The organism is Acidocella sp. MX-AZ03 (genome assembly GCF_027626035.1).
GTDB lineage: Bacteria > Pseudomonadota > Alphaproteobacteria > Acetobacterales > Acetobacteraceae > Acidocella > Acidocella facilis.
This window is the reverse complement of sequence record NZ_CP110774.1, coordinates 1597452-1620693: the sequence shown is the minus strand read 5'-3', so window position 1 is coordinate 1620693 and position 23242 is coordinate 1597452. Positions and strand designations below refer to the sequence as shown.

The window sequence follows — 23242 nt, the reverse complement described above, 5'->3', positions numbered from 1 at the left end:
CAAAGTGAATCACATCATAATCCCGGCCGCCAGGAGTTTTTCAGCAAACTGCTAGAGTCTCTTTCACTTAATTTGACGCATACCCTGAGTTTCTGAGGTAGTTTGCGCATTCGTTGGGCTTGAACTCGTTGAGCAATATTCCAATGCGCTTCCATGTGGCTTCGACGGTTCTTTCTGCGGCTTTTCGGAGCAGGGTTTTGAGTTTGGCGAAGACCTGCTCGATGGGGTTGAGATCGGGGCTGTAGGGCGGCAGGAAGAGGAGTTTGGCACCTGCGTCTCGAATGGCCTTGCGCACGGCGGGGCCTTTATGGCTGCCGAGATTGTCCATGATGACGATGTCTCCGGGGGACAAAGTCGGCACTAGCATCTGGCGGACATAGGCGGTGAATGTTTTGCCGTTGATTGGCCCGTCCAGAACGAAGGGGGCGTCGATGCGATCTGAGCGCAAGGCGGCCAGGAAGGTCAAGGTTTTCCAGTGACCATGTGGCACCTTTGCCTGTAGGGGCTGACCGCGCGGTGACCAGCCGCGCAGGCGCGTCATATTCGTCTTGGCCCAGGTTTCGTCCAGAAAAACCAGCCGCTCAGGCGCCAGTTTTGCCTGATGCTTCTTCCAGAACCGGCGTTTGCGCGCCACGTCGGGACGATCTTGCTCGGCGGCGAACAGCGTTTTTTTTTGAAACTGAGCCGGGCGTCACGCACCAGGCGCCACACCGAAACCTCACTTGTGGCAACGCCGCGCGCGCCAAGTTCCAGCGCCAAGGCGCGCATCGTCAAATCCGGCTTCTCGTCCAGCCGGGCCAGTATCCAGCTCAAATGCGGCGCCAAAGCCCGAGGCGGCCGCCGGCCTTGCGGTTTGGCCGCAGCACTACCCGTCTCCCGCAGCCGCTGCGACCACTTCACCGCACTTGCCGGACTTACAGAAAACAGCGCCGCAACCTCACGGCACGAACGGCCAGATAAAACCGCCGCCGCCACTCGTTCCCTTAGATCGTTCGAATAATGCCGACCCATTCCAAGCTGACCTCCAACCCAGCAGTCAGCTTGAATCAGAAATCAGCCCGCGCCGGAATCCCAAAAACGATTCAAGTGAGAGGAAAGAGACTCTAAATCCGGTGACGAGCTCTCCAAAGGAAGGACAGCCTGCATCGGGAATGGCCGCGGGCAACACGAATAATCGTCTCGTGCAGCCTGCGGAGATGCGCACCGGATGCTAGGCTTTCATTTCGAATCTACGCGTCCAGATGCGGGCCGATCAGCACCAGATCGGCCGGTGAAAGCCGGTCGGACGCGGTGGCCTTCTGGTGCCAGTACGGATAGAGCAATGGCGGCCGGCTGACGGCCTCCAACGCCGCGATCTCGCCCGGTTCCAGAACCAGCGCGGCGGCTTGAAGATTATCCTCCAGCTGCGCCTCGGTGCGTGCACCGACGATCACACTCGAGACACCAGGGCGCGTCAGCAGCCAGGCCAATGCCACCTGCGCCGAAGTCACGCCCCGCTTTGCGGCAATCTCCACGATTTTCTCAATGATATCGTAGAGCGCCTCAACATCGCGCACAGGCGGCTCCTGCCATTGCGCGGCACGGCGCGTGCCGTCGGGCTCCGGCTTGCCGCGACGATATTTGCCCGAGAGCAGCCCGCCGGCGAGAGGTGACCAGATGATCGCGCCCACCCCCTGGTCCACCGCGATCGGCAGCAGCTCATATTCCGCATCGCGCGCTTGCAGGCTGTAATAAATCTGTTGCGCAATCGGCCGTACCAGCCCCTCCGTCTTGGCGGCGCCCAGCATCTTCATCACATGCCAGCCGGAGAAATTGGAAACGCCTACATAGCCGATCTTGCCTGCGCGGGTCAGATCGTCCAGCGCGCGCAATATCTCTTCCACCGGCGTCTGCCCATCCCATTCATGGCACCAATAGAGGTCGATATGGTCGGTTTTCAGCCGCTTCAGACTGTCCTCGCAGGCGCGGATGAGATGCTGGCGGGAAAGGCCACGGTCATTCGGCCCTTTCTCACGCATCGGAAACCGCGCTTTGGTGGCGAGCAGCAATTTGTTGCGCCGCCCGGCGATGGCTTGACCGATGATCTCCTCCGAGACGCCGTTGGAGTAGATATCGGCCGTGTCCAGCATGTTCACCCCCGCCTCCAGGCTCATGTCAATTTGGCGGCGCGCCTGTTCGAGGCCGGCATTTCCGACCTTGGAGAAATTGCCCTGGCCGCCGAAGGTCATCGTACCCAGAATGAGCGTTGAAACTTTCAGGCCGGAATGGCCCAGCACGCGATATTCCATCTTCCCTCTCCTCGAACTGAATGAATGGCGTCACTTGGACCAATATGTGTTTATCTTGACGCGGCAGCCTCAAGATAAAACACATGAAATTTCTCGCCGAAATAAAAGTTGGGGCATCAAGCTAAAAGCTTGAAGCGCTAAACCTGTTCCGGACGCTTGCGCGGCGGCGCCATGAATTCCGGGCCTACCGGAGACTTGATGCAGCGCGCGAGAATGGCTTCGATCTCCGTCTTGCCTTCGGCATCCAAAGTCCAGCCATGGCATCCTTCGCGGGGTCGAGTTGGCTGGGATTGCGCGCGCCCCAGAGCGCGATGGTCGGCCCCTGGTCCAGCACCCAGCGGAGGGCCAGCGCCAGCACGGATTTGCCGTAACGCCTTTGCGCCAGCTCGCGGAGTTCCTCCACCGCCTGGAGATATTGGGTGAAACGCTCGCCATTGAATTTCGGGTCGTTACGGCGCAGATCGTCGCCTTCGAACACGGTATCCGCTTTCATCCGCCCGCTCAGCAGGCCGCGGCACAGCGCGCCATAACTCAGCACGGTCAGGCCGGTATTGGCGGCATATGGTAACTCAGCCGCCTCAATCCCACGCTCGAACAGATTATAGGGTGGTTGCATCGCGTCGAGCTGTGCGGCGGTACGGAACGCGTCCATCTGCGCGGGCGAGAAATTGCTGACGCCGATGGACAGGATCTTACCCTCGCGGCGCAATGTCTCCAGCGTTTCGGCGGTTTCCTCAAGCGGCGTTTCCAGGTCCGGCCAATGCACCTGGTAGAGGTCGATCCGGTCGGTGCGCAGGCGGCGCAGGGAGTCCTCGATTTCCTGGCGGATACGCGCCCGGCGCCCATCGCGGAACACCTTGCCGTCCTTCCAGGCCAGGCCGAGCTTGGTGGCGATCTGCACCTTATCCCGCAGCCCGCCCTCCGCAATGGCCTTGCCGACAATCTCCTCCGACCGACCGAAGCCATAGACGGGCGCCGTGTCGATCAAGGTGATCCCGCGCGCCACAGCGCTCTGGATGGTGGCGATGGACTCCGCCTCATCCGTGCCGCCCCACATCCAGCCGCCAATGGCCCAGGTGCCGAGCCCGATGCGCGAGGTGACGACGGCACTCTTGCCGATGGTGATGGTTTCCATGTCTCACTCCTGTCAGATTCAGTCCGGGCGCTCTGGCACCACCGGCACTGCGATGGGGTCCAGCCCACAAGATAGACCCCCATGCAGGATCTTCCACCGGGTTTGGTTGAACCTGGTTCAACGAGGCGTTGAATGGCCGGGTGTCAGCCAGACTGCGCGCCGTAATCCGAGAGGTGAGTGACGAAGGCCCGGGCGGGGGTGGACAGCGGATCCACGAAATATACATCCTGCGGAAAGCGGCGGGGGGTGTCGACGGCAAGGAAAATCGCCGGAGCACCGGGAACGGGCATGATCGCATGCACCGTCTCGCGCAGGAAGGTTACCATCTGGCCCGCGTGCAACCGCTTCGGTGCTTCATCGGCGATCACGAACTCCACCTCACCCTCCAGCAGCAGAAGATGCTCATCGCAGGTGAGATGATAATGGCGCGGCAGCGGATGATAGAGCCGGAAAAGCCGGGCGCTGGCGGAATCGTGGTCTGAGAGGTAGGCATCCATGATCATCGATTCCGCCGTGGCGGGAAACCGGGATTTGATTTCAGCCAGATCGAAGAAATGATAGCCGGTGCTCTGCATGTCGTGTTCCTCTGCATTTTGGCGTGAGAGCGTTTTTCATAGGGGGCGGGGCCGGTTGCGCCATGTCAAGGGGTTGAGATTGACTCAAGGCAGGTTTGATCTCAATTCAACGTTGGAAACGCCATGTTGAACCGCTTCGACCTGCCCGATTTGCAAATCTTCGCCACCATCGTGCGGCATCGCAGCTTCAAGCGCGCGGCCATAGAGCTGGGGGTGACCACCTCCGCGCTCAGCCACGCGATGCGCAAACTGGAGATGAGGATGGGGGTGCGGCTTCTGCACCGCACCAGCCGCACGGTCATGCCCACGGCGCCAGGGGAGCAGCTCGCGCAACGCCTGGAGCAGGGGTTCGACCTCATCGGCGCGGCGCTTTCGGGCATAGAGAGCTACCGCCAGAACCCCTCAGGGCTGTTGCGTGTCAATGTGCCGCTGGACGCCGCGCGCTTGCTGCTCTCGCCCGTGCTGGCGGAATTCGCCTCGCATTATCCGCAAGTGGCACTCGTCCTGAGCGTGGAGGACAGGCCCGTTGATATCATCGCCGAGGGATTTGACGCCGGCATACGTTATGGCGGTACCGTGCCGCAGGATATGGTGGCCGTGCCACTGACCCGCCCGCTGCGCTGGGTGGTGGTGGGAGCGCCAGGCTTTCTGTCCAGGCATGGGCGGCCAGAAACGCCGCGGGCGCTGGCGCGCCTGCCATGCATCGGCGTTCGGCTGGGGAATAATACCTCCTATAAATGGGAATTGGGCGATGGTGAGCGTCAGCTCCGGTTGGATGTAGCCGGCCCATTGCAGGTCAATAATACCGAGACGACCATCGCCGCTGCCATTGATGGGCTTGGTTTGGCCTATGTGCTGGAACGGCGGGTGAAAGACGAGATCGAACGCGGCGCGCTGGAGGTTGTGCTGCCGGAATGGGCTTCCACGGGCCCAGGATTCTACGCCTATTTCGCCAGCAGGCGGCAGAATGAACCAGGGTTGCGGCCGCTGATGGAGATGATCCGTGCGCGTGAAGGAGTATAGGACGGCGCCAGGCGAGATTGTCGATTCTCCAGAGCTGGATGACATAAGATGGAATCGCTGCGCGATAGCATCTTATGTCTGAATCCGCCTCTAAATCATGAGTAGAGCGAGATGGGTTTACACCCCTCGCTCGACGCATGTTTTGGCCAGCAATTTCATGCATTCAGGGTCACGTTGTCGCGTCAACCTCAACGCCTATTACGCTCGCGAGGGAGGCAAACCAAAGCGACAAATCATATCTGCGATGCTAGCTGTTGCCGGCAACGTGAACGGGCAAGGTGAAGCGGTGTGGCCCGGCCGGCATGCCCGGCAGGAAAGCCGGCAAGCGCGCGGCGCGCAGCGCCGCCAGCGCCGCCTGATTGACGGCGCTCAGGCCACTCTTGGTCAACAGGCTGGCAGAGAGCAGCGTGCCATCCGGCGCCACCGTGAATTCCAGCACACAATCGCCTGACAATCCGGCATCGATCAGTATTTGCGGCACCGTCAGCTGTGCCAGCACGTCAGCGCGGACCTCGCTGGCATATCGCGCCATCACCGTGGGCGAGGCGATCGGCGCGGGAGGTGGTGCGGCGGGGCCGGGGTGGGCGGAGCCGGCGGCGTCGGCATGGGGATACAGGCCGGGCAGGCGGCGGCGGAATATGCGCAACGTGCCGGATCACCCGATGGCTGGGATGGGGAGCGGGCGGCGGAGGCAGTTGGGCTGGCACCGGGACCGGCGGCGGGGGCATTGGCGGCGGGGGCGGAGCCGGTTTTGGCGGGGGCGGCTGCACCACCGGCTTGGGCGCCGGGGGCGCGTCGATCTTCACCCGCACAACCACCGCAGCCACCGGCTTCGGCGCCGGCGGCACCAGCACGAAACCGCCAATGGCCAGGGCTTCCAGCAGGAAGCTGATCAGCAGGGCGCGGCCAAACCGGTCCGGCCCGGGCACGCTGATGAAAGCTTGGTCCTTCAAAATCGTTCCATTATCCTTTTCATCGCAAAGCGCGCCTGGACGGGATGACCACCGCCAGGCGCGCCGCAGCCCGCACTTCAGAACTTGACCGTGACATCACCATAGACCGCGCGGGGCGCGCCCATGATGGCTTCCTTATAATAATTGCCGTTGGCATCCTGGTTGATCTGCGACTGCGCATAATAGCGCACGCCGAACAGATTATCGATATGCAATGACAGCACCAGCGCCTTCATAAGCCCCGCATGAACCGGCACGCTGTCGCGCAGGGTAAGGTTGGTCAGCACATAGCCGCCCGCGCGGGTACCCGAAGGGATATTCGCCGCACCGGTGGAGGAGGCGTGGCTGTCATAGAAAATCTCCTGGCTGCCGACATAATTGGCGTCGAGCGCGGCGTAAAATCCACCCTTCGTCCAGTTCACACCGGCACTGATCAGATTGGCCGGCACGCCGCCCACACCTTCGCCCTTGCTGAATTCGAGCGCGCCATTCGTGTAGTAGTTTTGCGTATAGGTCGCGGTATTATGGGCGTAGTTGAGATAGCCGGCGAAGTCACCGGGGACGCCCCGCAGCCCGCCAAAATCGTCACCCAGCTGCAACTCCTCGCCCTCGAACACCGAGTTGCCGCCATTGGTGGTGTAGGAATTGCCGGAGGCGCTGTCAGTGTAGGTCTGGAAGGTATTGGTGAAATATTCGCGATAATAATTGCCTTCCACGGTCAGGCTGCCGCGCTCATAGCGCAGACCCGCCTCATAATCCTGAACATACTCGGGCAAGGTATGCGGCTGCACGATAGTGTTGAAATTCGCACCGGTATCGATATTTCCATAATAAGCGGTGATCTCTGGAAATTTTACGTTCTGGCCGTAGGCGGCGTAGGCGTCGAGGCCAGGCAGCACTTCGTAGCTGAGCCCCAGGGTTGGCGCCAGATAATGCTCAGTGTTGGAGACGCTGCCGCCGGTGGAGTAGTAATAAGCCGCCTGGTCGGTGTCCTTGGTGTTGGCCAGGAGATATTTCACGCCGGGCGTGATCTTGAGCTTATCATTGAGCAGGCTGATCTCGTCCTGGGTATAGATCGAGAAGAGCGAGCGGTAATCATGCTCGTTCCAGAAATCATTGCCGCTGCCATCGGGTTGCGGATCGGGCACGACCGGCGAGGTGGCTGAGAAATATTCCCGCGAATGCAGATGCGAGATGGTCAGATTGCCACCAAACTTGACGGTATTGAAGGGGAGATCCAGCGTCGCGCTGGGCTGCACGCCGAAGGTCTGCGCCGTATAAGCGTAAAGATGATAGGGGCGATGGCTGCAATCGCTAACGGGATACAGATAGCTTGCCGCGAAGCTCTTGTTGCAGAAGGAGTTGCGGTTATAATCATCGGTGGAGAAAAATCCCTTCAGGTCAGCGCTCAGATACGGCGTGATCTGCTGGGTGATCCCGGCAATGCCGGCGAAATTGGTTGAGTTGTTCTGCTTGAAATAATCTGAACTGGGCAGCTGAAAATTGTCGCCATATTGGTGCAGCAGCGCCACCGGCTGATACTGATTCACCAGGCCGGTGGCCTGGTTGAAAATGAACGAGCCATAGAGATTGGTGTTGCCGCCATTCAACGGCGCGTCCACCCCATAATAGACGTTGGAGCCGCTGTTCTTGTCCATCTGCGTCCAGCCATTGCTGGTCTGGCGGGCAAAGGAGAAAATCTGCTTTACACCGTGATACAGGCCGGTGTTCAGGGTGGCGTGCCAATTGGCGGTATCGAACGAGCCATAACCACCGCCGATTTCGGCATTAGCCTCGTTGCTTGGTTTGCGGGGGACGTAGTTGATGGTGCCGCCCAGCGAATCGTAGCTGTTATTGGCCGGATTATTGATGCCGCGGAAAAGCTGAACGCTTTCGAAATCGTTCGTCGTGATCAGCGTATTATTGTCATTATCCGCTTGCGCGGTGACGGCGCCGTTAAAGGCGTCATTGAGGCCGACACCATCATAGGTTTCCGAGAATTGCGAGGAATTGAAGGCGCGAAACGTCACCTGCTGGTTGACGCCGCCCGGGCCGTTATTGGTCACAAAGATCGACGGTTCACGCCGCAGAATATCCTGCGCCGTCGCCGCCGGGGATGCGGTTTCGACGGTTTTTTTGGAGATCACGCTGGCGGAGTAGGTTGATTTAAGCGGCACTTTCACGGGCGCCTTCGCGGCGGCGCTGGTGCCGCCGGCGGTTTTGCTGATCGCCTCGATTGAGGTTGAAGTGGTGGCGGTCTGCGCGGCGGCGGCGAAGGCAATGAAGCTGCAGGCGGTGCCGAGCAGCAGACGCGACTTGATCATTTCAATATCCCTGTTGAGTCGCCGGGGTATCTAGTGGCCATCCATGGCAGGCGAATGACAGGGGCATGCAGTTTTAATGACAATCATCGAGGCCATGATCCTGTCGCCTTCATCGCGTCGTGCAAATGCGCTCACGCAGCAGGATGGCGATGATCAACGCCACCTTCCCCTGCGAGCGGATGACGATGAGCCCGCTGCAGCTGGCGGGTGGCGTTGAGGGCGGCATAACGGTCCCGGTGGGGGCATATATTCAAGACGGCCAGTGTCAGCTGCCCCGCCAGAGGCATGAATGAGATCAGGCTGGAGGCCCGCCGCCCCTTCGTGATAGAAGCGGCCTCCTCGATCTCGGCGCAGCTTGGTTACATCTGAACGACAATCCGCCAGAACAAGGCGGCCATCAAAAAGGAAACACCATGAAGAAGCTCATCAATGATCCGCGTGCGGTGGTCCGTGAAATGCTGGAAGGGCTGGTCGATCTGCATCCCGGCCAGGCCTTGCTCGAGGGCGAGGATGTGATCGTCCGCGCCGACCTGCCCGGCTTTTTGCAACGTCACGAGGTGGCGGTGATCTCCGGTGGCGGCAGCGGCCATGAGCCGGCCCATGCCGGCTATGTCGGGCATGGCATGCTGCATGCGGCGGTGTGCGGGGATGTGTTCACCTCGCCCAGCGCTGATGCGGTGCTGGCCGCCATTCGCGCCGTCTGCGGGCCGAAGGGCGCCTTGCTGATCGTGAAGAATTATACCGGCGACCGGCTGAATTTCGGCCTGGCGGCGGAGCTTGCCCGCGCCGAGGGGCTGCCGGTGGAGATCGTGGTGGTGGCGGATGATGTCTCGCTGCGCGACACGGTGGAGCCGGCCCGCCGGCGCGGCATTGCCGGCACCGTGCTGGTGCATAAGGTCGCCGGCGCCGCCGCCGCTGCGGGCAAGGAGCTGGCGGAGGTGGCCAGCCTGGCCCGCGCCGCCGCCGATGGGGTTGGCAGCATGGGGGTGGCGCTGGGGGCGTGCACGGTTCCGGCGGCCGGGCGCCCCGGCTTCACGCTGGAGGAGAGCGAGGCCGAGCTGGGGCTGGGCATCCATGGCGAGCGCGGGGTGCGCCGCGTGCCGATGGCATCTGCCGATGCGTTCGTCACCGCCATTCTGGACAGTATCCTGGACGATGCCGGGCTGCAGCCGGGCGCGCATGTGGCGCTGCTGGTGAACGGGCTGGGCGGCACCACGCCGATGGAGCTGGCCGTGGTGGCGCGCAAGGCCTTCGCGCTGCTGCGCGAACGCGGGCTGCAGGTTGCGCGCGCCTGGAGCGGCAATCTGCTGACGGCGCTGGAAATGCCCGGCTGCTCGCTCTCGGTGCTGGCTCTGGACGATGAGCTGCTGCAGGCGCTGGATGCGGCGACGGACGCCCCGGCCTGGCCAGGCTCCGGCGTGGTGGCGCCGCGCGTGATCGTGCCCGTGCCGTCAGAGCCGGATGCCCATGCGTTGGACGCTGATCGCCGCGCCCAACCGGCCTTGCGTGAGGCGGTGCTGGCCATCGCCGCCGCGTTCGAGGCGGAAGAGGAGCGGCTGACTGAGTTGGATAGCGCCGCGGGCGACGGCGATCTCGGCATCAGCTTCGTACGCGGCGCGGCGGCGCTGCGGGCCTTGCCAGAGGCGGCCTTTGCCGCGCCGGGCGTGGCGCTGAGCGCGATGAGCGGCGCGCTGCGCCGGGCGATCGCGGGGAGTTCCGGCCCGTTCTACGCCACCGCCTTGCTGCGCGCCGCGCGCTATTTGGGCGGCGCCGCTGAGCCCGCGCTGCAAGACTGGGCGCAGGCCTTCCTGATCGCGGTTGCCAGCGTGAGTGAACTCGGCGGCGCCAAACCGGGAGACCGCACCATGTTCGACGCGCTGCGCCCGGCGGCGGATGCGTTTGCCCAGGCGATCGAGGCCGGCAAGGATGGCGCCAGCGCCTGGCGCGCCGCGCTGGAGGCGGCCGAGGCCGGCACCGCGGCGACCGCACAGATGACACCGCGCCTGGGCCGCGCCAGCTATATCGGCGCGCGGGCGATCGGCATTCCAGATGCGGGGGCGAGCGCCGTGGTGGTGTGGATGCGGGCGATCGCTAGAGCATCAAGCTTTTAGCTTGATGCTCTAGCTTTTGTTTTTTCGAGCAATTTTATGTGCTTATCTTGACGCTACCGCGTCAACCTAAACACATATTGCTCTAAGCGGTTGGAGTAGTTTTTATCGTCACAACCGATGGGCGTTGAGGGCAACGGCGCAACGAAGCGGCGGACAGCGGTTCTGTGAGGAGTGATCATGCTGCCCTTTCCGCGTGTCCATTACGCACGGTCATTGCGGCGGCGCAGGCTCATGCCTGCCCCCGCTCATACCAGCCGCGCGAGCGCCGGACGATCTGCACCACCGAGAGCATCACCGGCACCTCGACCAGCACGCCGACCACCGTGGCCAGCGCCGCGCCGGACTGAAAGCCAAACAGCGCGATTGCCGTGGCCACCGCCAGCTCGAAGAAATTGCTGGCGCCGATCAGCGCCGAGGGCCCGGCCACGCACCATTCAACGCCGAGCCGCCGGTTCACCCAATAAGCCAGCCCGGCATTGAAATAGACCTGGATCAGGATCGGCACCGCCAGCAGCAGGATCACGGCGGGCTGTCTGACGATCTGATGGCCCTGCAGCCCGAACAGCAGCACCAGCGTGAGCAGCAGCGCCAGCAGCGAGAGCGGCCCCAGCCCGCGCAGCGTCGCCGCCAGCGCGGCTTGCCCGCCCGCTTTCAGCAGCGCCCGGCGCCAGAGCTGGGCCGCCACCACCGGCACCACGATATAGAGCAGCACGGAGATGATGAGCGTGTTCCAGGGCACGATGATCGAGGACAGCCCTAGCAGCAGCGCGACGAGGGGGCGAAGGCCACGATCATGATGCTGTCATTCAGCGCCACCTGCGAGAGGGTGAAATGCGGCTCGCCCTCGACCAGGTTGGACCAGACGAAGACCATCGCCGTGCAGGGGCGGCGGCGAGCAGGATCAGCCCGGCCATGTAGCCGTCGATCTGCGCCGCCGGCAGCCAGGCGCGGAAGAGATGGCCAATGAACAGCCAGCCCAGCAGCGCCATGGAAAACGGCTTCACCAGCCAGTTCACCCCGACAGTGGTGGCGATGCCGCGCCAATGCCGGCCGACCTGGCGCAACGCCGCGAGGTCGATTTTCAACAGCATCGGTACGATCATCAGCCAGACCAGCAGGGCGACCGGCAGATTCACCTGCGCCAGCGTCGCCGCGCCAAGAGTCTGGAACAGCGCTGGGATGAGCTGCCCCAGAAGGATGCCGGCGAGGATGCACAGCGCCACCCAGAGGGTGAGATAGCGTTCAAACACGCCCATGCGCGCCGGCTTACGCATGGCCGGGCTTGCCGACGCGCTGACCAGTTGCGTCGATCACCACCTCGCCATCCTCCTTGGCGAAGGCGGCGCGCTGCGGGGCGGGCAGAATCTCGAGCACCAGCTCCGAGGGGCGGCATAGCTTCACGCCCAGCTCCGTCACCACGATGGGGCGGTTGATCAGGATCGGGTGCGCCATCATCGCATCCAGCAACGCGTCATCGCTGAGCCCCGGGTCATCCAGGCCAAGCTCGTGATAGGGCGTGCCTTTCTCGCGCAACAGGGCGCGCACCGGGATGCCCATGCGGGCGATGAGGCCGGCCAGCGCCCCCGGCTGGGCGGGGTTTTCAGATATTCGATGATCCGCGGCCGCGCGCCGCTATTCTCGATCATCGCCAGCACATTGCGGGAGGTGCCGCAGGCCGGGTTGTGGTAGATGGTGACGGTCATTATGCGCTCCTCATGGGGTTTGGCAGCAGGCGGCCAGGGCGTTGACGGCGGGGGCACAGACTTCCGGGCGCCCCTGGCAGCAATCGCGCATCAGGAAGGCGATCAGCCCGGACAGCGACTCATAGCGGGCGCTGTAGCGGATCGAGCGGCCCTCCCGCTGGGACTGAATCAGCCCCGCATGCTCCAGCTGCGACAGATGGAAAGAGAGCCGGGAGGAGCTGGCCGCCAGCGCTTCCCCAATCGCCCCGGCGGCCATGCCCTCCGGGCCGGCGCTCACCAGCAGCCTGACGATGCGCAGGCGGGTTTCCTGGGAGAGGGCGGCAAAGGCAGCGAGGGCGTGGGCTTCATCCATAACGGTTCAATATCTCAATATATATTGAAATGAAAAGAGGCGATGATCTGACCTATCGGGCGCATTCCGATGTGAGCGGCGCGGGGTGTTTGCAGCACCGTAAAACCCAACATTGGATTACGAAACCGCCACATAGGTTCATTTCATGCCCCCGGGCTTATTTCCGAAAGGGTTGTGGACGGATGCGGCATGGCGGATTTGGGCATTTTTTCTCGCGGAAAAGCGATGGTGCTGCATGGAGCGCGGCAGGCTCGCCCCGGGCTTGCGGGCATTGTCCTCACGCTTTGTCTGCTGCCGCTCAGCGGGTGCGGCGCGCTCTCAGGAGGGTTTCTCGGCGGGCGGCCGGGCGCATCGCCAATCTCGAGCATCATGAATTTCTGATTGTCAGCGCCATTCTCGTCCTGGTCTGGCTTCCGGTTTTCATTCTGGTGCCGTTGATCGCCTGGCATTATCGCATCTCCAACGAACGCGCCGCCTATCGCCCGCAATGGGGGTTCAGCTGGATTCTCGAAGGGCTGATCTGGATTCCTCCCACCTTGGTGGTGGTGGCGCTTTCCGTTCTGCTGGTGCGTTACACGACCCGGCTTGATCCCTACAAACCCGTGGCCAGCACCTTGCCGGCTTTGCAGGTGCAGGTGGTGGCGCTGGATTGGAAATGGTTGTTTCTGTATCCGGCTCAGCATATCGCGACGGTCAATCAGTTGGTCGTTCCCGCCGGCACGCCGGTGGAATTTCAGCTGACCAGCGGCACCGTGATGCAATCGCTGTTGATGCCGCGCCTGGCCGGGCAGATTTTCGCGATGGCCGGCATGCGCACAAGGTTGAATTTCGAAATCGACAAGCCCGGCAGCTATTTCGGCGAAAACACCCAATATAACGGCGACGGATTTCATGCCGATAAATTCACCATCCAGGCGATGACGGCCCCGGATTTCAGCAGCTGGGTGGCGCAGGCGCAGACGAGCGGCACGAGCATGGATGCGGCCGCCTACCAAAATCTCTCCCGGCAATCGCTGGTCGATCATCCCTTGGTCTTTGGGCAGCTCGCCCCGGATCTGTTCAAGGATATTTTGGCGCAGAAAATCCAGCCCGGATATCTCGCCCAGCATCACGAGGCCGGCGCACATGGATAGCATGGTTTGGCATAGTCTCTTCGGCCGTTTCGTCTGGATCGATCTGCCGGTGGTGAAGGCCTGGCAGGATCCGACGATCAGCAACATCATCGCCGGCGCGGCTGCGATGATCGCCGTGTTCGGCGCGCTGGCGGGGCTCGGGCTGGTCACCTGGCTGCGCAAATGGCGCTATCTCTGGAGCGAATGGTTCACCAGCCTCGATCATAAGCGCATCGGCATCATGTATGTCTGCCTCGCGGTGGTGATGATCGTGCGCGGCGTCATCGAAGGGGTTTTGATGCGCGTTCAGCAGGACCTTGCGGTGAACGCGCCGGGTATCCTCGCCCCGGATCATTTCGCGCAATTCTTCAGCACCCATGGCACCATCATGATTTTCTTCGTGGTGATGCCGTTGATCTCCGGCCTGGTGAATTTCGCCATGCCCTTGCAGATCGGCGCAAGGGATGTCGCGTTTCCGTTCCTCAACTCGGTCGGGCTGTGGCTGTCGGTCGGCGGCGCGGTGCTGGTGATGGTCTCGCTGGTCATCGGCGAGTTTTCCACCGGCGGCTGGAGCGGCTATCCGCCCTACACGGAGCTGGCTTTCAATGGCGGGGTCGGGCCGGATTACTGGATCTGGGCGGTGACGATGAGTTCCCTCAGCGCGATGCTGACAGGGCTGAATTTCGCTGTCACCATCTACAAGCTACGCGCGCCGGGCATGAGCTGGATGCGCCTGCCGCTGTTCAGCTGGACCGCCTTGTGCACCGCCATTCTGATGATCTTCGCGATGCCGCCGCTGACCGTCGCCACCTTGCTGCTCGCCGCCGACCGCTATCTGGGCATGCATTTCTTCACCAATGATCTCGGCGGCAACATGATGAATTACGTCAATCTGTTTTGGCTGTTCGGCCATCCGGAGGTGTATATTCTCATTCTGCCTCCGTTCGGCGTCTATTCCGAAGTGGTCTCGGCCTACTCGTCGAAAGAGCTTTACGGCTATGTGTCCCTGGTGATCGCGACGATGGCGATCGCGGTCCTGTCCTTTACCGTCTGGCTGCATCATTTCTTCACCATGGGCCAGAGTGCGAATGTGAACGCGTTTTTCGGCATCGCCACGATGTTGATCGGCATTCCCACAGGGGTGAAACTTTATAACTGGACCTGGACGATGTTTCGCGGCCGCGTGCGCTATACCGCGCCGATGCTGTTCACGCTGGCCTTTCTGATCACCTTCGTCATTGGCGGGTTGAGCGGCATCATCCTCGCCACGCCGCCGCTCGACTACATGATGCACAACACCCTGTTCCTGGTCGCGCATTTTCATAACATGCTGATCCCAGGCACGTTGTTTGGCATGATCGCCGGCTGCCAATATTGGTTCCCGAAAGCCTTCGGTTTCCGGCTGGAAGAAAAATGGGGCAAGCGGGCGGTGTTTTTCTGGGTGGTCGGCTTCTATATGGCCTTCATGCCGCTTTATGTTCTGGGGGCGGATGGCGCCACCCGGCGCACGGTGGAATTCAGCAATCCGGCCTTTCAGCCCTGGCTGCTGTTGGCGATGTGCGGCGGGTTCCTGATCCTGGCCGGTCTCGCCAGCCTGTTCATTCAGGTTTGGGTGAGCGTGAAAAAACGCGATATGCTGGCGGTGCCCGTCGGCGATCCCTGGGATGCGCGCGGGCTGGAATGGTCGATCAGCGCGCCGCCGCCTGAATATAATTTCGTCTCCATCCCGCAGGTTGGCCATCGCGATGCGTTTTATTGGCGCAAGCGCAATCACGGCGCCTACAAGCCGGCGGATCATTACCGCGACATCGAGATGCCGAAAAATACCGGCTGGGGGCTGATCTTTGGCCTTGGCATGGCGGTGTGCTTCTTCGGGTTGGTCTGGCATATCTGGTGGATGGCCATCCTTTTCGGGCTGCTCAGTATCGCCGCCGGCCTGGTGAGAAGCTTCCAGCGTGATCTGCACAAGATCATTCCCGCCGCTGAGATCGAGGCGCAGGATCGCCATTGGCTGGCCATCGCCGCCGCGGCGACGCCGGTGTCGCGCCATCTTGAGGAAACACCGAGCAATGAGGGGCGCGCGATATGGCCGGAGTGAATGAACCGGAATTGCTGCATGCCGGGCTGAATCTTGCAAACCATCCGCCGGAAAAACAGGCGCAGGTGGAAAGCGACGTGTTCGGCTTCTGGGTGTTCCTGATGAGCGATGCGATCTTGTTCGCGCTGCTCTTTGCCATCTACGGCACCATGCTGGATGCGACGGCTGGCGTGCCGGCACCGCATACGGACTTCAAATTCAGCTCCTGTTTTCTGGAAACCTTGGCGCTGCTCAGCAGCAGCTTTGCCTACGGCATGGTGTCGCTGAATCTGAAACTCGGCGCCTCCCGACGCTGGATATGGGGCTGGCTTGGCGTCACCTTCCTGCTCGGCGCCTGGTTTCTACGCCTGGAAATCGGCGATTTCACCGACATGGTCGCGCATGGCGAAACCGCGCAGGCGAGCGGCGCGCTCTCGTCTTTCTTCGTGCTGGTCGGCACGCATGGGCTGCATGTCACCTGCGGGTTGATCTGGATTGTCATCATGGCGGTGCAGCTCGCCATTCACGGTATCGATGAACGGGTCAAGATCAATCTGATCCGGCTCGGCCTGTTCTGGCATTTCCTCGATGTCGTCTGGGTGGCGATTTTCACCATCGTCTATCTGCGGGGGCTGCTGGCATGAACCGTTTGCGCCCGGTCCTCGGCGATCTTCTCACCTACGCGCTGGGCTATGCCCTGGCCCTGGCGCTGACCTTCACCGCCTTCGCGCTGGTCTATTTCCGCCTGGCCGCGCCGCAGACGATCTTCGCGATCATCCTGGTGCTGGGGCTGGCGCAGATCATCGTGCATATGCGCTGTTTCCTGCATCTCAGCCTTCAGCGCTCGGCCCGGGCCGATCTGATGCTGGTGCTGTTCTCGAGCTTGATCATCGCGTTGATGGTGGGCGGCACGCTGGTGGTGCTGTTCAATCTGCGCGCCAGGATGATGTAGGGAGGCGCTGTTCATGGCCAAACGCATCGAGGATTACGCGATGATCGGCGACGGCCAGAGCCTGGCGCTGGTCGGCTTGAACGGCGCCATCGACTGGCTCTGCCTGCCACGCTTCGATAGCGATGCCTGTTTTGCCGCCCTCCTCGGCCGGCCGGAGCATGGCAGCTGGGAGCTTTGCCCGCAGGTGCCGGCAGAAGAGACGCGCCGGCGCTATGCCGGCGATACGTTGGTGCTGGAAACCGAATTCCGCACGGAGGGCGGGGCCTGCCTGGTGACGGATTTCATGCCGATCCGCGAGGGCAAACATTCAAGCCTGGTCCGCATCGTCTCCGGCTTGTCGGGAGTGGTGGAGATGCGCACGACGCTGCGCGCCCGTTTCGATTATGGCCGGGTGGCGCCCTGGTATAGCCGTGAGGAAGGCGTTCTGGTCGGGCGGATCGGGCCGGATCTGCTGGTGGTGCGCGCCGATATCCCGCTGCGGGAAGAGGATGGTACGATCAGTGCCGCGTTTCCTCTCGCCGCTGGGCAACAGGTCGTGTTCTGCATGCAGCATGGCGATTCCACCGCTTCCTTGCCCCCAGCCCTGGATGCGCACGCGCTGCTGCGCCAGACCAAGAGCTGGTGGCTGGACTGGATTTCAGCCTTCACACGCGAAACACCCTGGCCGGATCTGGTTCGCCGCTCGCTGATCACGCTGAAAGCGCTCACCTACATGCCAAGCGGCGGCATCCTCGCCGCCGGCACCGCCGGGCTGCCGGAAAAGCCGGGCGGACGGATGAACTGGGATTATCGCTATTGCTGGCTGCGTGATTCCACCTTCACACTCACCGCCTTTCTCAATGCGGGCTTCGACGGCGAGGCCAAGGCCTGGCTGCAATGGCTGCTGCGCGCCATCGGTAATTCGCCGGAGCATATCCGCATTGCCTACCGGGTGGATGGCGGGCGGCATATGCAGGAAAGGTGGGCGAAATGGCTACCGGGATTTGAAGGGGCGTTGCCGGTGCGTATCGGCAACCAGGCCGCGGGGCAGCGGCAGCTCGATATTTTCGGGGAAATTGTTGATAGCTCCCACCTCGCCGAGCAAGCCGGGCTTGACCGCAATGGCTGGGAGATGGAGATCGAGCGCCGGCTGGTCGAGCATGTCGAGAAAAGCTGGCGGACTCCGGATCAGGGCTTCTGGGAGTCGCGCGGGCGGCCGCGCCATTATGTCTATTCCAAGGTGATGGCCTGGGTGGCGGTGGACCGGTTCCTGAAGCTGAAAGCCAGTGCCGCGCAGAGCGATCCGGCTTTGCGCACGCGGCTGGAGCGCTTGCGTGCGGCGATGCACGCGGAGATCTGCGCGCGTGGCGTGGCGCCGAAATCCGGGCATTTCACTGCCTATTACGGCACCAGGCGGGTTCAGGCGGAGTTGCTGCTTTTGCCGTTGGTTGGGTTTCTGCCGGTGGAGGATCCGCGCATCAGCGCCACCATCGCCGAGATTGAGCGTGTGCTGGTGCAAGGCGGGCTGGTGCGGCGCAAGCGCGCACCGCTGTTCGGCGGCGAGGAAGGCTGTTTCATCGCCTGCGCCTGCTGGCTGGCGAGTTGCATGGAAATGCAGAATCGTCATCAGGAAGCCCGCGCGATGATGCAGCGCGTGGCCGATATCGCCAATGACGTCGGGCTGCTGGCCGAGGAATATCATGTTCCCAGGCAAAGGCTTTATGGCAATTACCCGCAGGCCTTGTCGCATCTGGCCTTCATCAATGCGGCGCTGGGGCTGAGCGGCGGCACCTACCAGCGCGGCGGCGGCTGAGGCCCTAGCCCGGTTCATGACCCTGATCTCATCTCGAATATACCAGGCCCGCCCTTTGATTCTTCGGATCATGTCGCATCTCAAGCGCAGTGAATAAAGCCTGCCTCTCGGGGCAAAAGCAAAAGGAGATGCGCATGGACGCCAGCGCCGGCCAGTTTGGCCCTATCGATGAGTTCCCGGAAAATGGCCTGAAAGAGATCGAGCTGAATGGCGAGACGCTGCTGCTGGCCAAAACCGCTGGCGGGATCAAAGCCCTCTCCGGCCATTGCCCGCATAACGGCGCGCCGTTGAAAAAGGGCGTGCGGGCCGGTGATAAAATCATCTGTCCCTGGCATAAGGCAGCGTTTTCGCTGGGTTCAGGCAAATGCCTGGCACCGCCGGCGATCGATGATTTGCAGCGCTACGCGGTGGAGGTGCGGGATGGCATCATTCATGTCCAGGCGCTGCCCGTGCCTGCGCCACAGCGCATCCAGCCGGACAGCACCCAATCTTTCGCAATCATCGGCGCCGGCGCCGCCGGGTTTTCCGCGGCGCAGACCTTGCGTGCCGAAGGGTTTTCCGGCCGGATCGTGATGATCGACGCGCCAGGGCGTCTGCCTTACGACCGGACCGCGCTCAGCAAGACGTTTCTGGCAAAGCCGGAGGGCGCGCATCCGCCGACCCTGCGCGATGAAGCCTTCTATGACCAACAGGCCATCGAGCGGCAGAGCGGCCTTGTCGAAGCGTTGGATGTCGAGCAGCGGACAATCCGCCTGCGTGGCGGCACGGCGCAGCGTTTCGACGCGATCTTCATCGCCACCGGCGGCCAGGCAAAGACGCTGGATGTGCCAGGCGCCGATCTGGCCGGGATTTATACGCTGCGCAGCGCCGACGATGCCGAGGCGATCAAGCAGGCGGCCAGCAGCGCCAAACAGGTGGTGATCGTCGGCTCCAGCTTCATCGGCATGGAGGTGGCCGCGGCGCTGCGCCAGCGTGACCTTGCGGTGACTTTGGTCAGCCCGGAAGCGGTGCCGTTCGAGGCGCATCTGGGCCGTGAAATCGGCGCGGTGATCCAGAAGCTGCATGAATCCAAGGGCGTGGTGTTCAAATCCGGCGAGGAGGTGGCGGGCTTTTCGGGCGAAAAAGCGGTCAATCTGGTCAGGCTGAAAAGCGGCGGGCATCTGCCGGCGGATCTGGTCATACTCGGCCTCGGCACGCGCCCATCCACCGCGTTTCTCGATGGGGCCTTCACCCAGAAGGATGGCGGCGTGCCCGTGGACTCCAGCCTGCGCGTCGCCGATGGCGTGTTCGCCGGCGGTGACATCGCCGCCTTCCCGCTCTGGGGCCAGGGTGAGCGCGTGCGGGTGGAACATTGGCGTGTCGCCGAACAGCAGGGGCGGATTGCCGCCTTGAACATGCTGCAGCGCCCGGCCCGCTTCGCGCAGACGCCGTTTTTCTGGACCATCCAATATGGCCAGCGTTTCGACTATGCCGGGCTGGGCCGCGGCGATGATCGTTTAAGCGTGCGCGGGGATCTGCAAGGCGATGGCTTCATCGCCTATTATGTCCGTGACGGCAAAGTGGTTGCCGCCCTTGGCCATCAACGCGACCAGGAGATGGCGGCGATCATCGAGCTGCTCGACCGCCGCCAGGATTGGAGCGTGGAGGCGTTGCATCCGCAAGGCCAGTCACCCCGCCAGGTACTGGACAAATTGTTGAAGGCTTAACGCACCCGCCAATGGCGCTCCAGCCCGCGCGGGCCGGGGCGCAGGCGGAACAGCCCGCCGGCATGCGGCTCCCGGGCCAGGGCGTCATCGTCCAGCCCGTCCCGGGCGCTGGTGATATAGAGCCAGTCCAGCGCCTTGCCGGCGAAGCAGCATTTGGTCGGCTGGCTCACCGGCAGCGCGATGGTCGCCACCAGCGCGCCATCCGGCGCGTAGCGGTGCAGGCAGCCGCCGCCATGATTGGCGCACCAGAGATACCCCTCCTCATCCATCGCCGCGCCATCAGGTATACCGGGGCCGGGCTGGCGCGCGAACATCTGCCGTTCGCCCAGCGCGCCGATCTCGCGGTCATAGAGGTAGCGGTAGATCACCCGCTCCTCGCTATGGGAGAGATACATGCTCTTCTCGTCTGCGCTCCAGGCCATGCTGTTGGTGATCTCGGCGAAGTCCGGGTAGGCGCGCAGCCCTTCTTCTTTCATGTAGCTATAGAGCGCGCCTTTGCGGTCGCTCTGGCGCCCGCCCAGCGGGTCCGTCATCACCCCGACCCAGAAGCGCCCGGTGGACTCACAGCCGCTTTCATTGAAGCGGATCAGTTGCGGGTCGAACGGGGCAGGGGCGGCGAGGGTGAGGCGGCCGGTCTCCAGGCTCAGCCAATGCAGCCCGGTGCGCAGCGCCACCAAGGCGCGCCCCCGCCCATCCAGCGCGAAGCCGCCGATATCGGCAGGCAGATCCCAGCGGCGCTGGCTGTCATCCGTCAGCTTGCGGGCGAACAAGGCAGGCGCCTTGATATCCGCCCAGTACAGCGTCTCTTCCTCCGGCACCCAGAGTGGCGATTCGCCGATGGTGGCGCGGGCATCTTCGACAAGCTCGATCTTCACAGCTCCCCCTTTGCGCCATGGCCTTGATCCGGTCCGCGGTGCGCAGCGCGATGGCCTGGATGGTCAGTGACGGATTGACCCCGCCGGTGGTGGGAAACACCGAGCCGTCGCAGATCCAGAGATTGGGAATGTCCCAGCTCCGGCAATCGGCATTCACCACGCTGTCCTGCGGGGTGAAGCCCATGCGGGCGGTGCCGGCGAGATGGTTGGCATCCTCGGTCTGGGCGAAGATGTCCTCCGCGCCGATGGCCTCCATGCTGCGTGTCATCTGGCCGATGGCGTGCTGGATCAGCGCCTTGTCATTCTCGCCCAGGAGAAGCTGATGCGCGGGATTTTCAGGCCATATTGGTCGGTCTCTTCCGCCAGGGTCACCGTATTGCGCGCATCCGGCAGCGTCTCGCCGACCATTTTCAGCCCGACCTGATGGTTATACTGCATCATCTCCTGGCGCAGCGCCTCGCCCCAGATCCCGCGCGCGCCGGTCTGGATGAAAGCCCATTCGATCGGCAGCGGCCCTTGCGCCATCCAGCAATAGCCGCCGAAGAAATCTTTTTTGTCCTCGTAATTCCAATGTTCGGTGAGGGTGAGGGAGGGCGGGCCCTTGTACCAGCGCACCTCTTCCTGCATGCGCCCGAACACCGCCTGGTTGCTCTGGCTCATCAGATATTTGCCGACCAGACCGGAGCTGTTGGCCAGCCCCTGTGGGTGGCGCTGGGTGGCGGAGTTGAGCAGCAGACGCGGCGTCTCCACCGCATAGCCGGCCACCACCACATTCCGCGCCGTCTGGAAATGCCAGGCGCCGTCACGGTAAAATTGCACGCCGGTGACGCGGTCGGCCGCGTCGACCTCGATCCGCCCGGCCATCGCAAGATCGCGGATCTCCGCGCCGGCCTTGATCGCGCGGGGGATCCAGGTGTTCAGCGTGCTTTGCTTGGCGTTGGTGGAGCAGCCAAACCGGCAGAAGCCGCGATAGACGCAAGGCGGCGCCTCGCCGCGCGGGGCGGAAACGGTGGCCAGCGGCGTCTCCGTCCATTTGATCCCCAGCGCCTCCGCGCCTTTTGCCAACAGCTTGCCGGCGGCGTTGATTTCATGGGCGCGGTAGGGGTAGCGCGGGCGCTTTGGCCCCCAGGGGTAGGTTACGGGGCCGGAGATGCTCAGCGCCTGCTCGGCCTGGCGGTAATAGCCCCACATCTCCCGCCAATCGAGCGGCCAATCCGCGCCATAGCCGAGCAGGCTGCGGCTCTTGAACCATTCCGGGCGGAAGCGCAGCGAGACCATGGCGAAATGCACCATCGAGCCGCCGACCGCCTTGCCGCTATTCTTGCCGCCCATCTGCAGCGGGTTTTCGCCGGTGCAGATGCGCTTATCCTGCCAATAGAGCTTGCCCTGCTCGGTCTCATCCGAGGCGAAATCCTCCAGCGGGCGGAAATACGGGCCGGCATCCATGGCCACCACGGAAAAACCGTGCTCGGCCAGCTTTCCCGCCAGCGTGCCACCGCCGGCCCCGGTGCCGATGATGAGGAAATCCACCTCCTCATCCAGCCCGTACTGGCGCATCGGAATCCAGCCGCCCTCGCGGAACACATCCGGCGCCCGCCCGCCGGTGGCGCGCAGCCCCTCAGGCGACATGGCGGTTATGGCGCAAGGCGCGCGCCTCCTCGCCGGGCTTGGCTTCCGCCGCCTCCCACGGGTCTTTCCGGTCGGCCTCCATGCGCACATAGCCGCGCGGGCTGGCCGGGCCGCCAAAGCCGATCTCGCTCCAGGCGGTGGGGTGGCTGTAATAGGCCTCGACAATGTCCGGCAGCAGCCGCTTGGCGAAGAATAGCTTCGGCGGCACGCGCGTCCAATGCGGGCCGTCGCAGGTGCCGTCCTGCATCGCGTGCAGCAGCGCATCGGCGGAGATGTCGTTGAGCGCGGCAAAGCCGGCCCCGTGGCGGTTGTGCGCCTCCTGGTCCAACGCCGCCAGGGCGCGCGTCCAGGCCTCGCCATCCCAGGGCATCGGCTCGACCCGGGTGCCGATCTCGCCGGCGCGCCGCATTTTCGCGTCGATCAGCGCGGCAACCGCCACTGGCGGGCGATCTTTCGGCTGCGGGATGATGCGCGCGCAAAGCCGCTCCAGCACCGCGAAGCTGGGCGCATCGAAAAAGCCAGGCTCCCGGGAGACCGCCAGCCGCGCATCCACGGCGGCGCGGGTGGCATTGTTCCAGGACAGGCCGGCGCGTTTGTTCAGCACATCATAGCCGGGGAAGCGCTCATTCATGCGC

At 63.1% G+C, this 23242-nt stretch carries 20 protein-coding genes and 2 pseudogenes; 8 read left to right on the top strand and 14 right to left on the bottom strand.

The window, feature by feature from the left end:
* Positions 1 to 67: 67 nt before the first annotated feature.
* The 4 genes and pseudogenes from GT370_RS09090 to GT370_RS09075 form a co-directional block, all read right to left on the bottom strand.
* Positions 68 to 1011, bottom strand: a protein-coding gene (locus GT370_RS09090) for an IS630 family transposase (RefSeq protein ID WP_270184005.1) whose coding sequence is annotated in 2 segments (ribosomal slippage) — positions 68 to 673 and positions 676 to 1011 — 942 coding nt in all. Because the reading frame shifts where the segments join, the coding sequence is not laid out codon by codon here.
* A 218-nt stretch (positions 1012 to 1229) separates the two neighbouring features.
* Positions 1230 to 2288, bottom strand: coding sequence for an aldo/keto reductase (locus tag GT370_RS09085; protein ID WP_008492089.1), 1059 nt, complete (start codon positions 2286 to 2288; stop codon positions 1230 to 1232).
* 137 nt (positions 2289 to 2425) lie between these two features.
* A pseudogene (locus GT370_RS09080) lies at positions 2426 to 3423 on the bottom strand (aldo/keto reductase).
* A gap of 143 nt (positions 3424 to 3566) precedes the next feature.
* A complete protein-coding gene (locus GT370_RS09075) occupies positions 3567 to 3998 on the bottom strand; it encodes a cupin domain-containing protein (RefSeq protein WP_008492092.1) in 432 nt (143 codons plus the stop codon).
* Positions 3999 to 4121: 123 nt separating this feature from the next.
* Between GT370_RS09075 and GT370_RS09070 the strand changes: the two genes are divergently transcribed.
* Entirely contained in the window at positions 4122 to 5021 is a 900-nt protein-coding gene (locus GT370_RS09070) for a LysR substrate-binding domain-containing protein (protein WP_008492094.1), read from the top strand.
* 247 nt (positions 5022 to 5268) lie between these two features.
* Here GT370_RS09070 and GT370_RS09065 read toward each other — a convergent pair whose 3' ends face one another.
* The gene (locus GT370_RS09065; RefSeq protein WP_270184255.1) at positions 5269 to 5667 is read right to left on the bottom strand and encodes a TonB family protein; all 399 of its coding nucleotides are present in this window, start codon (positions 5665 to 5667) and stop codon (positions 5269 to 5271) included.
* A 384-nt stretch (positions 5668 to 6051) separates the two neighbouring features.
* Complete coding sequence (locus GT370_RS09060; RefSeq protein ID WP_008492096.1) at positions 6052 to 8298, bottom strand: TonB-dependent receptor domain-containing protein; 2247 nt, start codon at positions 8296 to 8298, stop codon at positions 6052 to 6054.
* 413 nt (positions 8299 to 8711) lie between these two features.
* Between GT370_RS09060 and GT370_RS09055 the strand changes: the two genes are divergently transcribed.
* On the top strand, positions 8712 to 10409 hold the full coding sequence (locus GT370_RS09055; RefSeq protein WP_008492097.1) for a dihydroxyacetone kinase family protein: 1698 nt from the start codon (positions 8712 to 8714) through the stop codon (positions 10407 to 10409).
* A 229-nt stretch (positions 10410 to 10638) separates the two neighbouring features.
* Here GT370_RS09055 and GT370_RS21385 read toward each other — a convergent pair whose 3' ends face one another.
* The 4 genes and pseudogenes from GT370_RS21385 to GT370_RS09040 form a co-directional block, all read right to left on the bottom strand.
* The gene (locus GT370_RS21385) at positions 10639 to 11148 is read right to left on the bottom strand and encodes an arsenic resistance protein (protein ID WP_442865512.1); all 510 of its coding nucleotides are present in this window, start codon (positions 11146 to 11148) and stop codon (positions 10639 to 10641) included.
* Positions 11149 to 11215: 67 nt separating this feature from the next.
* Positions 11216 to 11683 carry an arsenic resistance protein gene (locus GT370_RS21380; RefSeq protein ID WP_442865511.1) on the bottom strand — a complete coding sequence of 156 codons (468 nt, stop codon included), beginning with the start codon at positions 11681 to 11683 and terminating at the stop codon, positions 11216 to 11218.
* Positions 11676 to 12112, bottom strand: a pseudogene (gene arsC, locus GT370_RS09045) (arsenate reductase (glutaredoxin)). Before arsC ends, GT370_RS21380 begins: the two are co-directional and overlap by 8 nt.
* A gap of 10 nt (positions 12113 to 12122) precedes the next feature.
* Positions 12123 to 12464, bottom strand: a complete 342-nt coding sequence (locus tag GT370_RS09040; protein ID WP_008492101.1) for an ArsR/SmtB family transcription factor — start codon at positions 12462 to 12464, stop codon at positions 12123 to 12125.
* Positions 12465 to 12769: 305 nt separating this feature from the next.
* Between GT370_RS09040 and GT370_RS09035 the strand changes: the two genes are divergently transcribed.
* From GT370_RS09035 to GT370_RS09010, 6 genes are all read left to right on the top strand, one after another.
* A complete protein-coding gene (locus tag GT370_RS09035) occupies positions 12770 to 13597 on the top strand; it encodes a cytochrome ubiquinol oxidase subunit II (protein WP_270184254.1) in 828 nt (275 codons plus the stop codon).
* A complete protein-coding gene (locus GT370_RS09030; protein WP_008492103.1) occupies positions 13590 to 15674 on the top strand; it encodes a cbb3-type cytochrome c oxidase subunit I in 2085 nt (694 codons plus the stop codon). Before GT370_RS09035 ends, GT370_RS09030 begins: the two co-directional genes overlap by 8 nt.
* Positions 15662 to 16297, top strand: a complete 636-nt coding sequence (locus GT370_RS09025; protein ID WP_008492104.1) for a cytochrome c oxidase subunit 3 — start codon at positions 15662 to 15664, stop codon at positions 16295 to 16297. Before GT370_RS09030 ends, GT370_RS09025 begins: the two co-directional genes overlap by 13 nt.
* On the top strand, positions 16294 to 16605 hold the full coding sequence (locus GT370_RS09020; RefSeq protein ID WP_008492105.1) for a cytochrome o ubiquinol oxidase subunit IV: 312 nt from the start codon (positions 16294 to 16296) through the stop codon (positions 16603 to 16605). The genes GT370_RS09025 and GT370_RS09020 overlap by 4 nt, the downstream gene beginning before the upstream one ends.
* 13 nt (positions 16606 to 16618) lie before the next feature.
* On the top strand, positions 16619 to 18397 hold the full coding sequence (locus GT370_RS09015) for a glycoside hydrolase family 15 protein (protein ID WP_008492106.1): 1779 nt from the start codon (positions 16619 to 16621) through the stop codon (positions 18395 to 18397).
* A gap of 134 nt (positions 18398 to 18531) precedes the next feature.
* Positions 18532 to 20103 carry an FAD-dependent oxidoreductase gene (locus GT370_RS09010; protein ID WP_008492107.1) on the top strand — a complete coding sequence of 524 codons (1572 nt, stop codon included), beginning with the start codon at positions 18532 to 18534 and terminating at the stop codon, positions 20101 to 20103.
* Here the strand turns inward: GT370_RS09010 and GT370_RS09005 are convergent.
* Genes GT370_RS09005 through GT370_RS08990 form a run of 4 tightly spaced genes read right to left on the bottom strand, consistent with a single transcriptional unit; the run spans position 20100 to position 23238 of the window.
* Positions 20100 to 20921: an SMP-30/gluconolactonase/LRE family protein gene (locus GT370_RS09005; protein WP_270184372.1), complete on the bottom strand. Its 822-nt coding sequence runs from the start codon at positions 20919 to 20921 to the stop codon at positions 20100 to 20102. The genes GT370_RS09010 and GT370_RS09005 overlap by 4 nt on opposite strands.
* The gene (locus GT370_RS09000) at positions 20848 to 21246 is read right to left on the bottom strand and encodes a GMC family oxidoreductase (protein ID WP_270184253.1); all 399 of its coding nucleotides are present in this window, start codon (positions 21244 to 21246) and stop codon (positions 20848 to 20850) included. Before GT370_RS09000 ends, GT370_RS09005 begins: the two co-directional genes overlap by 74 nt.
* Positions 21247 to 21266: 20 nt before the next feature.
* A complete protein-coding gene (locus GT370_RS08995) occupies positions 21267 to 22607 on the bottom strand; it encodes a GMC family oxidoreductase N-terminal domain-containing protein (RefSeq protein WP_270184252.1) in 1341 nt (446 codons plus the stop codon).
* Positions 22597 to 23238 carry a gluconate 2-dehydrogenase subunit 3 family protein gene (locus GT370_RS08990; RefSeq protein ID WP_008492111.1) on the bottom strand — a complete coding sequence of 214 codons (642 nt, stop codon included), beginning with the start codon at positions 23236 to 23238 and terminating at the stop codon, positions 22597 to 22599. Before GT370_RS08990 ends, GT370_RS08995 begins: the two co-directional genes overlap by 11 nt.
* Between the last annotated feature and the right edge of the window lie 4 nt (positions 23239 to 23242).